This is a genomic window from Sagittula sp., from assembly GCF_052825245.1.
Map to the genome: position 1 here is coordinate 26,658 of NZ_JBRBWD010000042.1, position 11,853 is coordinate 38,510.

The 11,853-nt window shown below is 66.9% G+C and carries 16 protein-coding genes; 11 read left to right on the forward strand and 5 right to left on the reverse strand.

The genetic code is table 11. From position 1 onward, the window contains the following. Nucleotides 1-28: 28 nt before the first annotated feature. The 3 genes from ACU0DV_RS18455 to serS all read right to left on the reverse strand — a co-directional run bounded on the left by ACU0DV_RS18455 (nucleotide 29) and on the right by serS (nucleotide 2,707). On the reverse strand, nucleotides 29-481 hold the full coding sequence (locus ACU0DV_RS18455) for a GNAT family N-acetyltransferase (RefSeq protein ID WP_446241513.1): 453 nt from the start codon (nucleotides 479-481) through the stop codon (nucleotides 29-31). A 214-nt stretch (nucleotides 482-695) separates the two neighbouring features. Further along, nucleotides 696-1,397 carry a hypothetical protein gene (locus ACU0DV_RS18460; protein ID WP_283980470.1) on the reverse strand — a complete coding sequence of 234 codons (702 nt, stop codon included), beginning with the start codon at nucleotides 1,395-1,397 and terminating at the stop codon, nucleotides 696-698. Between the two features lie 17 nt (nucleotides 1,398-1,414). After that, nucleotides 1,415-2,707: a serine--tRNA ligase gene (gene serS, locus ACU0DV_RS18465; RefSeq protein WP_283980468.1), complete on the reverse strand. Its 1,293-nt coding sequence runs from the start codon at nucleotides 2,705-2,707 to the stop codon at nucleotides 1,415-1,417. A gap of 217 nt (nucleotides 2,708-2,924) precedes the next feature. On the opposite strand from serS, the gene ACU0DV_RS18470 reads away from it, so the two are divergent. Then, entirely contained in the window at nucleotides 2,925-3,677 is a 753-nt protein-coding gene (locus ACU0DV_RS18470; RefSeq protein ID WP_446241512.1) for a calcium-binding protein, read from the forward strand. A 229-nt stretch (nucleotides 3,678-3,906) separates the two neighbouring features. Here ACU0DV_RS18470 and ACU0DV_RS18475 read toward each other — a convergent pair whose 3' ends face one another. After that, nucleotides 3,907-4,554 carry a trypsin-like serine peptidase gene (locus ACU0DV_RS18475; protein ID WP_446241511.1) on the reverse strand — a complete coding sequence of 216 codons (648 nt, stop codon included), beginning with the start codon at nucleotides 4,552-4,554 and terminating at the stop codon, nucleotides 3,907-3,909. Between the two features lie 148 nt (nucleotides 4,555-4,702). Here ACU0DV_RS18475 and yajC point away from each other — a divergent pair, with 148 nt between their 5' ends. The 9 genes from yajC (at nucleotide 4,703) to ACU0DV_RS18520 (ending at nucleotide 10,840) form a co-directional block, all read left to right on the forward strand. Next, complete coding sequence (gene yajC / locus ACU0DV_RS18480) at nucleotides 4,703-4,990, forward strand: preprotein translocase subunit YajC (protein ID WP_100930134.1); 288 nt, start codon at nucleotides 4,703-4,705, stop codon at nucleotides 4,988-4,990. 7 nt (nucleotides 4,991-4,997) lie between these two features. Next, entirely contained in the window at nucleotides 4,998-6,665 is a 1,668-nt protein-coding gene (gene secD / locus ACU0DV_RS18485) for a protein translocase subunit SecD (RefSeq protein ID WP_100930135.1), read from the forward strand. Between the two features lie 13 nt (nucleotides 6,666-6,678). Further along, nucleotides 6,679-7,647, forward strand: coding sequence for a protein translocase subunit SecF (secF, locus tag ACU0DV_RS18490; protein ID WP_283980465.1), 969 nt, complete (start codon nucleotides 6,679-6,681; stop codon nucleotides 7,645-7,647). Between the two features lie 14 nt (nucleotides 7,648-7,661). Further along, a complete protein-coding gene (locus ACU0DV_RS18495; protein ID WP_100930137.1) occupies nucleotides 7,662-8,015 on the forward strand; it encodes an Mth938-like domain-containing protein in 354 nt (117 codons plus the stop codon). A gap of 38 nt (nucleotides 8,016-8,053) precedes the next feature. Then, nucleotides 8,054-8,668 carry a heme ABC exporter ATP-binding protein CcmA gene (gene ccmA / locus ACU0DV_RS18500; RefSeq protein ID WP_446241510.1) on the forward strand — a complete coding sequence of 205 codons (615 nt, stop codon included), beginning with the start codon at nucleotides 8,054-8,056 and terminating at the stop codon, nucleotides 8,666-8,668. Further along, complete coding sequence (gene ccmB, locus ACU0DV_RS18505) at nucleotides 8,665-9,321, forward strand: heme exporter protein CcmB (RefSeq protein WP_100930139.1); 657 nt, start codon at nucleotides 8,665-8,667, stop codon at nucleotides 9,319-9,321. The genes ccmA and ccmB overlap by 4 nt, the downstream gene beginning before the upstream one ends. An 85-nt stretch (nucleotides 9,322-9,406) precedes the next feature. Next, nucleotides 9,407-10,156: a heme ABC transporter permease gene (locus ACU0DV_RS18510; protein ID WP_370313144.1), complete on the forward strand. Its 750-nt coding sequence runs from the start codon at nucleotides 9,407-9,409 to the stop codon at nucleotides 10,154-10,156. After that, a complete protein-coding gene (gene ccmD, locus ACU0DV_RS18515) occupies nucleotides 10,153-10,305 on the forward strand; it encodes a heme exporter protein CcmD (RefSeq protein ID WP_100930141.1) in 153 nt (50 codons plus the stop codon). The genes ACU0DV_RS18510 and ccmD overlap by 4 nt, the downstream gene beginning before the upstream one ends. Next, nucleotides 10,298-10,840 (forward strand): DsbE family thiol:disulfide interchange protein, encoded by a 543-nt coding sequence (locus ACU0DV_RS18520; protein WP_100930142.1) that lies wholly within the window; start codon nucleotides 10,298-10,300, stop codon nucleotides 10,838-10,840. The genes ccmD and ACU0DV_RS18520 overlap by 8 nt, the downstream gene beginning before the upstream one ends. 81 nt (nucleotides 10,841-10,921) lie before the next feature. Here ACU0DV_RS18520 and ACU0DV_RS18525 read toward each other — a convergent pair whose 3' ends face one another. Then, nucleotides 10,922-11,050, reverse strand: coding sequence for a hypothetical protein (locus ACU0DV_RS18525; protein WP_256388379.1), 129 nt, complete (start codon nucleotides 11,048-11,050; stop codon nucleotides 10,922-10,924). A 440-nt stretch (nucleotides 11,051-11,490) separates the two neighbouring features. On the opposite strand from ACU0DV_RS18525, the gene ACU0DV_RS18530 reads away from it, so the two are divergent. Continuing rightward, complete coding sequence (locus ACU0DV_RS18530; RefSeq protein WP_100930143.1) at nucleotides 11,491-11,748, forward strand: YjhX family toxin; 258 nt, start codon at nucleotides 11,491-11,493, stop codon at nucleotides 11,746-11,748. Nucleotides 11,749-11,853 lie beyond the last annotated feature (105 nt).

Here is an 11,853-nt window from a genome sequence, read left to right on the forward strand (position 1 = left end):
GGGCAGGAAACTCCTGCCCGGCCGGGTGTCACGCCCTCAGATGAAGCGCCGCGTTGGGGCATGGATCGCCGGAATCGTCCACATCCCGGCGCGACACCTCGGTAAAGCCGAGCGTGCGGTAGAAGCGGACGGCCTGCTCGTTGGCGGTGTAGACCTCCAGCGACAGCTCTCCCTTCAAGGCCAGCGCATGGGCGATCAGCTTGCGGCCGATGCCCAGACCTTGCCGGTCGGGCGCAATGAAGATCCCGCCGACAAAATTGCCGAGCAGGCTGATAAAGCCGACCGCGTCCCCGCCGCAACAGGCGACCCAGGTCTCCGATTTCGGCAGGTATGTCTCCTCGATCAGCTTGCGCTGTTCCACGAGCTTCGGCTCACCGATGAAGGGATGCGCCTTGAGCGAGGCGGCGAACCAGATGTCCGACAGTCTTTCGGTATCCGTAGCCCCGTCGAAGGGCCGGATCGATACGTCGTTGTTCTCCATGAGAACTCCACAGAATTCATGCAAAAGGGATCGGCAGCGATGTGCCGATGCGACGCCGCTACATGCGGTTCAGTTGGGGCCTCTGTGCATGAATCTCCTTCTGTGACGGCCACAGGATAGATGGCCATGTCATCATGTTCAATGAACGCGACAGGGATCGGAGGGGTCCGAGCCGGATGGATGCGGCGGGCAGGCGCGGACGCCCGCCCGGTGGTCATTCCGTGTCGGTGGCGCGCAGCGACAGGATCGCGACGATGCCCAGCAGGGCGAGGCCCGCAACGGCGGCGTTGAACGGCTGGGAGTTCTGGATGATCACGCCCACCAGCGCCCAGATCACCGTGATGCCGTATTCCGGCGCGCGGTGCAGGCGGTACTGGACGATGACGGCCAGCGCCAACGCCAGAGAGAGCGAGATCAGCGCGGCGATCGTCGGCGAGAAGATCTCGTACCCGCCGAGAACCACGCCGAGCGCCACGAAGGCTGCGGCTGTCAGCCAGCCGGAGTAGATGGCGACCGGCGCCTGTTGCAGCCAGCGGTCGGTGTCGCCGACGCGGAAGAGCGCACGCAGCGCCGCCGCCAGCATCAGGAAGATGAGGACGGTTGCCGCCAGCGGCGAGACGCTGGCCACGGGCAGCCATGTCGCCCCCAGCGCGAGGCTGAGCGCCAGCCACGGGCGCATCGGCATCCAGTCCTCGTCGTCGGAGCGGCGGACCGCGCCGAAGACCGCGCCGACCAGCAGCCAGACGTAGATCAGGCCCCAGATCGCGAAGGCGTAGCCCGAGGGCTGGACCGGCGGTTCCTCGATGACCTTCGGAAACTGGTCGGGGGTGAAGCCGTTGAAGTCGGGCACGACGAAGTAGGAGGCGATGAACGCCAGCGTCGCCAGAAGACAGGCCCAGGCCCAGAGACGTTGCATGATCGCGCCCCCCGGTCTCAAACCAGGTTACCGGAGGCGTCGAGGCGGGTCTTGCCGCGCAGCCACGGGTGCAGCGCCTCGGGCAGGTCGACGGAGCCGTCCGCCTGCTGGCCGTTCTCCAGCACCGCGATCAGCGCCCGGCCCACGGCGAGGCCGGAGCCGTTGAGCGTGTGCAGGAATCCGGGCTTGCCACCCTCCGCAGGCTTGTAGCGTGCGTTCATCCGCCGCGCCTGGAAATCGCCGCAGGTGGAGACGGAGCTGATCTCGCGGTAGGTGTTCTGGCCGGGAAGCCAGACCTCGATGTCGTGGGTCTTCTGCGCGCCGAACCCCATGTCGCCGGTGCAGAGCACGACGGTGCGGTAGGGCAGTCCCAGCTTCTCGAGGATGGTCTCCGCGCAGCGGGTCATGCGCTCGTGTTCGGCCAGCGACGTGTCGGGATGGCAGACGGTCACCATCTCCACCTTCTCGAACTGGTGCTGGCGAAGCATGCCGGCGGTATCGCGGCCGGCGCTGCCCGCCTCCGACCGGAAACACTGCGAATGGGCGGCGTAGCGGCGGGGCAGGTAGCCCTCGTCCACGGTCAGCCCGTTGACGATGTTGGTCAGCGTGACCTCCGACGTGGGGATCAGCCACCAGCCGTTGGTGGTCTCGTAGCTGTCCTCGCCGAACTTCGGAAGCTGGCCGGTGCCGTACATCATCTCCGGCCGCACGAGGACCGGGGTCCAGGTCTCGGCAAGCCCGTGTTCCTCCACGTGGGTGTCGAGCATGAACTGCGCCAGCGCGCGGTGGATGCGGGCGACCCCGCCCGAAAGCAGCACGAAGCGCGAGCCGGAGAGCTTCGCGGCGGTTTCGAAATCCATGCCGGGCTTCACGCCGTCGAGCTCGTAATGCTCCTTCGGCGTGAAATCGAAGCTGCGCGGCTCGCCCCAGCGGCGGATCTCCACGTTGTCGTTCTCATCGGCGCCGTCGGGCACCTCGGCCAGCGGCAGGTTGGGGACGCCCATCAGGAGGTCGGTCAGCTGCGCGTCGAGCGCCTTGGCCTTCTCCTGCATCTCGGCGACCTCGGCCTTCTTCTCGGCCACGAGGGCGCGGAGGCGTTCGAACTCCGCCTCGTCGCCGGAGGCCTTGGCCTTGCCCACGTCCTTCGAAGCCTTGTTCTGATCGGCCTGCGCCGTCTCGGCGGCGAGGATCGCGGCGCGGCGGTCGGCGTCGAGGGCGAGGATGGCGGACGACATCGGCTCTGCCCCGCGGCGGCTGAGGGCCGCATCCCAGGTTTCCGGGTTCTCTCGGATGGCGCGGATGTCGTGCATTTGGGTCTCCACGGAAGAATGCTGTCGAGTCGCAGCGCTTATGCCCGAAGTTTCAGGGGGAGTGTAGGGGCCAGCCTGCCGCGGGTCCATCTGGCGTCCGACGGCCATTGTTCAATGCCCGTCGACAATCCTTTGCCGTTTAACGGGATTTTTTCGTTTGAAGGCCATGATCCCCGAAACCGCGGGACACGGGCGCCCGGGATCGAGGAGCAATCACATGGGGTTCGGCCTGATGGCGGTCGTCGGTGCGATGGTGCTGATGGCTCTGCAAGGAATGATGGAAGACGTCCCGGAACCGGGCGAGGACGTGATCCGCGAAGACGACACCGTGGTCGGCAGCGATGACGACGACGTCATCATGGGCAACGGCGGGGCCGAACTGCTGCTGCCGGACGACGGCAACGACCTGGTGCGCGGCGGGGGAGGGAACGACACGATCTCTGACCTTCGCTGGGACGAGGACGCGGTGATGACGGATGCAGGCGCCGTCAATCCGAACTGGAGCAGCGACACGCTGTTCGGCGGCACGGGCGACGACGTCATCACCGCGACCGGCGGGCAGGACGACGTGAACGGCGGGCCGGGCGACGACCGGATCAACACCATCGACCTGCACCCCGACCAGCCCTTTGCGCCCGACCGCCTGTTCGGCGCCGCGGGCGACGACTGGCTGGTGGGCGACGACGGCGACACAATGATCGGCGGGGAGGGGACGGACTTCTTCTCCAACCTCGTCGACGAGCCGGAGGACCAGCCGGTGATGATCCGCGACTGGCAGAGGGGCGAGCAGGTGGAGCTGCTGCTCTATCACCCCTCGCTGATCCCGGCGGACGGCAGTGCGCCGGTGGCGGAACTGCGCGACAGCGACGAGGGCGCGGTGCTGTCGGTCAACGGCCACGACGCGGCGGTCTTTGCCGACGCTCTTGCGCGCGACCTGAACGGGCATGTCCGGGTGGTGAGCCGCGTCTGAGGTGTCCGGGTTTGACTGTCGAGCTGGTGACCGGCCGGACATTCGTGTGTCTGGCCGGTTTTTCCTTGTCGCTCCGGCGATCTCCGTGGCGAGACCGGGCGGGCAGAGCGCGTAGGTATCGGGCGATGCGGGGAGGCCTGTAAGGGTTTCAGGCCTGTATGCCGGAGTTCCCCTGTCTTCCGTGTCGGTTGAAGGGCTGGCTCTCCACCGTCTGTCGCTCAGCGAGAAGTCAATCGCGGAGGTTGGCGAGTTGGGTGAGGAGCCAGCTGTCGACGGGGACGACGATGGCTTCTTCCTCCACCACCGCGGCGATGACGGCGACGATGCGGCGGGCGCGGTCCTCGCCCAGGAAGACCGGACCGCCGGACTGGCCGGGTTCCACCCGGCAGCGGAGCCGCCAGAGCGGGCCTGTCTCGTCGCCGTAACACAAAGGCGTGATCGTCAGCCGGTGCGGGACGGAGCGGCGGTAGCCCATCAGGGTCATCGGTCCCGGCGGAACGCCAATGCCCACCGGCAACGGCGCGACTTCCAGTAGCTGGTCGAGCGTCACCAGAGCGATGTCGTGGGCGATGTCGAAACGCCCGTTGTCGTAGGCCTTCGGATGCACGGTCACCGACTTGATTCGCGCAGCCCCCGCGTGATGCTCTCCGTCCCAGCCCGCGACGAAGGTCATGTCCCCGATCCGCTTGAGATATCCGTCGGCGGGCGTTGTGACGCAGTGCGCCGCGGTGAGCGCGATATCGGGGGCCACGAGCGTCGCCGTGCACATCTCGCGGTGGCGGTAGCCGGCGAGGTTCAGACGGCCCACCGCGTCCTCCGCAGGGGCGGGGACGGGCAGGAGGGCGGCGGCCAGCGCCAGGAGCAATACCCGTAACATGGCCGCAGCATAGCGCGGGACGGGCCTGCGCGACCATCTGCCAGCCTGCCGCGCACCTTGCATCCCGGCGCAGGGCCGCATAGGTAACGGCCAATTTAGCGGGGGATGCCCCGCAGATCCGCCACAGAGATCCAGCAGGGAGCATCCAATGGACCAGAACGCCCTTTCCTCTTTCGTGATGATGGGCCTGATCTTCGCGATCATGTATTTCCTCCTCATCCGCCCGCAGCAGAAGAAGGTGAAGGAGCACAAGGCGATGATCGAGGCGATCCGCCGCAACGACATCATCGTCACCCAGGGCGGGATCATCGCCAAGGTCGTCAAGGTCAAGGACGACGCCGAGGTCGAGGTCGAGATCGCCGAAGGCGTGAAGGTGCGCATCATGCGCTCCACCATCGCGGCGGTGAAATCCAAGACCGAACCCGCAGAGGCCTGAGACCCAAATGCTGCAGATCGACGCCTGGAAGCGCTGGCTGATCTGGCTCACCGTCGTGGTGGGCCTGCTTCTGGCCATTCCGAACCTGTTCTACGGACGGGTCGAAAGCCACAACGACGCCGTCAAGGCCATCGAGGCGGGCGCCGACACGTCGGAGAACCGCGCGGCAGAGGCCCAGTGGCCGTCCTTCCTGCCGTCGGGGCTGGTGAACCTCGGGCTCGATCTGCGGGGCGGTGCGCACCTGCTGGCGCGGGTGCAGACCACGGATGTCTACAAGTCCCGGATGGAGTCGCTCTGGCCGGAAGTGCGGGACCTGTTGCGCGACGAGCGTGACACGGTGGGCACGATCCGCTGGAACTCCGAGGCCGTCGACCGCGGCGAACTGCGGGTCAAGCTGTCGAATCCGGAAGGCATGCAGCGCGCCATCGAGGTGGTGCGCGGGCTTGCGCAGCCGGTCGTGACGCTGACCGGCGCGGGCGCGTCCGACATCGAGGTGCGCGGCGAGGGCGACGAACTGGTCGTCACGCTGTCGGAAGCCGAGAAGCAGGCAACCGACGACCGCACGCTGCAGCAGTCGCTGGAGATCATCCGCCGCCGCATCGACGAGGTGGGCACGCGAGAACCGACGATCCAGCGGCAGGGGTTCGACCGCATCCTGATCCAGGTGCCGGGCATCGGCTCGGCGGCGGAACTGAAAGAAATCATCGGCACCACGGCGCAGCTGACCTTCCAGCCGGTCGTCGGCCGGACCACCAACCAGAACGACGCGCCCGGACCGGGCAACGAACTGCTGCCCTCGCTGGACGAGCAGGGGCTGTATTACGTGCTGGAGCAGACCCCGGTCGTGACCGGGGAAGAGCTGACCAACGCGCAGCCGACCTTCGACCAGAACGGCCGCCCGGCGGTGAGCTTCAACTTCAACCCCGGCGGCGCGCGCAAGTTCGGCGACTACACCGCCGAGAACATCGGCTCGCCCTTCGCCATCGTGCTGGACGACGAGGTGATCTCTGCCCCCGTGATCCAGAGCCACATCGGCGGCGGCGCGGGCATCATCACCGGCAACTTCACGGTCGAGGAATCGACCAACCTTGCCGTGCTGCTGCGCGCAGGCGCTCTGCCCGCGGGACTGGAGTTCCTCGAGGAACGGACCATCGGTCCGGAACTGGGGCAGGACAGCATCGAGGCCGGCAAGCTGGCGACGGGTGTTGCCTTTGTCGCGGTGCTGGGCTTCATGGTGGCGAGCTACGGCCTGTTCGGTGTCTTCGCCAACATCGCGCTGATCCTGAACGTCGCACTGATGTTCGGCCTGCTGAGCCTTATCGGGGCGACGCTGACCCTGCCGGGGATCGCGGGGATCGTGTTGACGGTCGGCATGGCGGTGGACGCCAACGTGCTGATCTTCGAACGCATCCGCGAGGAGCTGAAGACGGCGCGCGGACCGGCGCGGGCGATCGAGCTGGGCTATGAAAAGGCGCTGAGCGCGATCGTCGACGCCAACATCACCACCTTCATCACTGCCGTGATCCTCTACGTGATGGGTTCCGGCCCGGTGCGGGGCTTCGCGGTCACGCTGGGTTTCGGCATCATCACTTCCGTCTTCACCGCGATCTTCGTGACGCGGGTTCTGATCGTGACGTGGTTCGAACGCCGCCGCCCCAAGACCATCGAAGTTTGAGAGAGAGCCTGACATGCGACTGAGACTGGTCAAGGACGATCTGAACTGGGACTTCTTCTCGAGATCGAAGCTGTGGCTCGGCATCTCGGGGGTGATGGTGGTCATCGCGCTGGCAAGCTTCTTCATCCAGGGGCTGAACTACGGCATCGACTTCCGCGGCGGCACGACCATCCGGACCGAGAGCGCGGAACCGGTCGACGTGGGCGCCTACCGCGATGCGCTGGCGCCGCTGGGGCTGGGCGACACGGTGATCTCGGAGGTGTTCGACCCGAACTTCCGCGACGACCAGAACGTCGCCATGGTGCGCATCGGTGCGCAGGACGGCGAGGAAGCGGTCAGCACCGACGTCATCGATTCCGCCGAAGCGGCCCTGAAGGAGGTCGCCCCGGACATCCGCTTCACCTCTGTTGAATCGGTGGGTCCGAAGGTCTCGCAGGAGCTGATCCATACCGCCGTGCTGGCGGTGTGCCTCGCGATTGCGGCGGTGCTGGTCTACATCTGGCTCAGGTTCGAATGGCAGTTCGCGCTGGGGGCGGTGATCGCGCTGATCCACGACGTGGCGCTGACCATCGGCATCTTCAGCGAGTTGCAGATCCGTTTCGACCTGGCGATCATCGCGGCGCTGCTGACCATTGTCGGCTACTCGCTGAACGACACGGTGGTGGTCTTCGACCGGGTGCGCGAGAACCTGATCAAGTACAAGTCGAAGGACCTCAAGGAGGTCCTGAACATGTCCATCAACGAGACCATGAGCCGGACGGTCATGACCTCGCTGACCACGCTTCTGGCGCTGATCGCGCTTCTGGTGCTGGGCGGCGACGTGATCCGCGGCTTCGTCTTCGCCATGACCTGGGGCATTATCGTCGGCACCTATTCGTCGATCTTCGTCGCCTCCGCCATCCTGCTGCGGCTTGGGGTGAAGCGCGACTGGTCGAAACCCGCGGACACGCCGGGCACGCAGTTCGGTGACGTCGACGCCTGAACGACGGAGGCCACATGCGCCTGAACGAGATCATCTATACCGACGCCCGGCCTGTGGACGGCTACGGACCGGGCTTCTTCCGTGTCGGCGGCGAGGTGCACGAAGGTGCGCTGCTGCTGTGGGACAAGGGCAAGGCCGGTTGGGGCGGTTTCGAGGACGAGGGCAGCCTGCTGAGTTTCGTCGACATGGTGGACGTGATCCTCGTGGGCACCGGGGCCGAGATCGCCTTTCTCCCGACGGAGTTGCGGGAGCGGCTGGAGTCCGAGGGGCTGGGGGTGGAAGTGATGAGTTCGCCCTCTGCCTGCCGGACCTACAACGTGCTGATCAGCGAAGGGCGCCGCGTCGCGCTGGCGGTGCTGCCGGTCTGAGGCGGAGGACGCATTTCCATGACAAGTCAGGGCCTTCGGTGACGGTTTTGCAGGTATCCGGTCTGGGGGTCGCGCGCGGGGGCGTGCCGGTGCTCGAAGGGCTGAACTTCGGGATCGGCGCCGGCAGGGCGCTGGTTCTGCGCGGTCCGAACGGGTCAGGCAAGACGACGCTGTTGCGCACCATCGCCGGGCTTCAGCCGCCGCTGGAAGGGCAGATCGAGGGCGCCGGAGAGCGCATCGCGTACGCTGCCCATTCCGACGGTCTGAAGTCCATGCTGACGGTCACGGAAAACCTGAGGTTCTGGGCGCAGGTCTTTGGCACCGCAGACATTTCCCATGCAATCGAGGCCTTCGACCTGATCCCGTTGCGGGACCGGCTGGCGGGCAGCCTGAGTGCCGGTCAGAAGCGGCGTCTGGGGCTGGCGCGGTTGATGGTGACGGGCCGCCCGGTCTGGGTGCTGGACGAGCCGACGGTGTCGCTGGACACGGCCTCCGTCGCACTCTTCGCCGATGCGGTGCGCGCGCATCTTGCGGGCAGGGGATCGGCGCTGATGGCCACGCACATCGACCTCGGGCTGGAGGCGGACGTGCTGGACGTGACCCCCTTCAAGGCAAAGCCGCGCGTCGCCGTGGAAGACGAGGCCTTCCTGTGATCGCGCTGCTGGTCAGGGACCTGCGGCTGGCGGTGCGGGCGGGTGGGGGCTTTGGCCTCGGGCTCGCGTTCTTCCTGATCGTGACGGTGCTGGTGCCCTTCGGCGTGGGGCCGGAGACGGGCCTCCTTTCGACCATCGCGCCCGGCGTGCTGTGGATCGGCGCCCTTTTGGCCTGCCTCTTGTCGCTGGACCGCATCCTCGCGCTCGACTGGGAAGACGGATCGCTCGACCTGCTGGCCACGGCGCCGCTGCCTATGGAGGGGATCGTCAGCGTGAAGGCGCTGGCGCACTGGATCACCACGGGTCTGCCGCTGGTGGTCGCGGCGCCGATGCTGGGCGTGCTGCTGAGCCTGCCGGCCGAGGGCTACCTGTGGGTCTTCGTCAGCCTCGCCCTGGGGACGCCCGCGCTGTCGGTGATCGGCACCTTCGGGGCGGCCCTGACCGTTGGGCTGAAGCGCGGCGGCCTCCTGATGTCGCTGCTGGTGCTGCCGCTTTACGTGCCGACGCTGATCTTCGGCGCAGAGGTGGCGCGGCGCGGGGCAGAGGGGCTGCCGGTGGCGACGCCGCTGGCGATGCTGGCCGGGATCAGCTTTGGCGTCATCGCGCTCCTGCCGTTTGCCAGCGCCGCCGTCCTGCGGATCAACCTCAGGTGAGGTGGTGCGTCGGGCGCCCGGGGACATATTGCCTCGGGCCGATATTTGGGGTTCATGGAAACCGGAGGCGAAGGTAGGGAGAGCCATGGCGTCGATCTGGGAATATGCCAATCCGGTCAAGTTCATCCGGACCACGGACAGGGTACTGCCCTGGCTGTCGGCCGCGGCTGTCGTGGCGCTGGTGGGCGGCCTCTTCTGGGGGTTCTTTCTGACGCCGGACGACTACCGGCAGGGATCGACCGTCAAGATCATCTACCTGCATGTGCCTGCGGCGCTGATGGCGATCAACGCCTGGCTGATGATGCTGGTCGCCTCGCTGATCTGGATCGTGCGGCGCCACCACGTGAGCGCGCTGGCGGCGCGGGCCGCGGCGCCGGTGGGGGCGGTGATGACGCTGATCGCACTGGCGACGGGCGCGATCTGGGGCCAGCCCATGTGGGGCACGTGGTGGGCATGGGACCCGCGGCTGACATCCTTCCTGATCCTGTTTCTCTTCTACCTGGGCTACATGGCGCTTTGGGAGGCGATCGAGAACGACGACACGGCGGCGGACCTGACGTCGATCCTGTGCCTCGTGGGTTCGGTCTTTGCGATCCTCAGCCGCTACGCCGTCAACTTCTGGAACCAGGGCCTGCACCAGGGCGCCTCGGTCATGCGCGCGGGCGCGCTGGCCGGCGACACGGAAGAGCGGGTGTCCAACGTCTACGCTGTGCCGCTGTTCGTCTGCATGGCGGGCTTCGTGCTGCTGTTCATCGCACTGGTCTTCCTGCGGACCCAGACGGAGATCCGGGCGCGGCGGACAAGGGCGCTTCTGGCGCGGGAGCGGGCGGCATGATCCCGGAACTCGGCAAATACGCGGGGCCTGTGCTGGCCTCTTACGCGGTGTCGCTGGCGCTGTTGGGGCTGCTGATCGTGGCTTCGGTCCTGCGCTCGCGGCGCGTGAAACGCGAACTGGAACAGGTGGAGGGCCGCAAGGATGGCTAAGGTGTCGCCGCTGATGATCCTGCCGCCGGTGATCTTCGCCGCCTTCGGGGTGATGGCCTACCTCGGGCTGAAGAACAGCGACGAGACGCACCGGCTTGAATCGGTCTTCGAGGGCAAGCCCGCCCCGGCGGTGACGGATGTCGCGCTGGAGGGCTACCCCGGCATCACGCCGGAGATGCTGGCCCGCGGCGAGGTCGTGCTGGTCAACTTCTGGGCCTCTTGGTGCCCGCCGTGCCGGGCGGAGCATCCGCAACTTCTGGCGTTGCAGGCCGACGGGGTGCCGATCCTCGGCGTGAACTTCAAGGACCAGGCGAAGAACGCCAGGTCCTACCTCGAGGACGAGGGCAGCCCCTTCGAGGCAGTGGCCTTCGACCCGAACGGCCGCACGGCCATCGACTGGGGTGTGACCGCGCCGCCGGAGACCTTCATCGTGGACGGCGACGGCACGGTTCTGTTCAAGTTCGTTGGGCCGCTGGTTGGCTCGGACTACGAGCAGCGGTTCGTGCCGGAGCTGGAGAAGGCGCTGGCCGACTGACCCTTGCCCGGCGCGGGTGCGCGCGGGCAGGGCTGATGCCTCCGGCGGAGGTATTTTTCACCAAGATGAAGGGGGGCGTCGTCAGAGATCGCAGACGGTGGTTTCCTGGCGGGTGTCGCAGGGGGCCTTGCTGTCCTGCGTGCCTGCGTATGCACCGATCACGGCGAGCAGCAGCAATGCGCCTGCCTGCAGAAGGGTAATCACTTTCATCTCTGGGCGCCTCTCTGTTCGGTCTCTTTCGTGGGCCGTGGCTGTGAAATGGTCCCGTCGCCGGGGAATTAAAGGGGTCGTGCCTGCGGGCATAGGGGATGCCTTGCGGGGCGAGGAAAATCTGCGCGGTGGCCTGCCGGTTGCCGCGAAATTCGGCAAGCTCCTGCCGAGGCGGGAGCGGCGGGCCCGTTTGTGATAATTGATACTGATGGCAAGCGGCAGGTCAGGAAAGCCTGACCCATGGGCTTGTCCCGTGCGGGTGGGGTGGCTATCTAGGACGCCAAGGCCCGATCCCGGGCCGATGGAGTTTGCATGTTGGAGAATGTGGCGGGCCGCTGAGGGCCGGGCTCACAGGATGAACACCGGTCCCGACGAGACCTGACCTTCCGCGCGCCGGCCGGAGGGTTGGCGGCTGACGTCTGATCCGGACATGACTTCCAATGAACATCTCGAAATACGAACAGCGCGTGTTGCACGTGCTGGCTCAGGGCGGCGCGATTTCCTTCGAACGCGGCGCCAACGGCAAATTGCTGGACGTGACCTGCGTGACGCGCGACGGCCACGTGCTGAACGACTGCACGCTGGCGGTGGTCGAGCGCCTGAAGAAGCGGCGGCTGATCCGGTCGCGGGGCGGGGCGGCTTACCGCGTCACCCGGGCGGGGCTGGCCGCCGTGCGGGCGCAGCTCGACCAGCGCTGAGCGGGGCTACATGGGGTAGGGCGGGGCTGTGCGCCGCCCTTCCTTGAACGAAGAAAGCGCCCCTTTTCGGGGGCGCTTTCGGATCATTCGGCAGTGGGTTCAGGC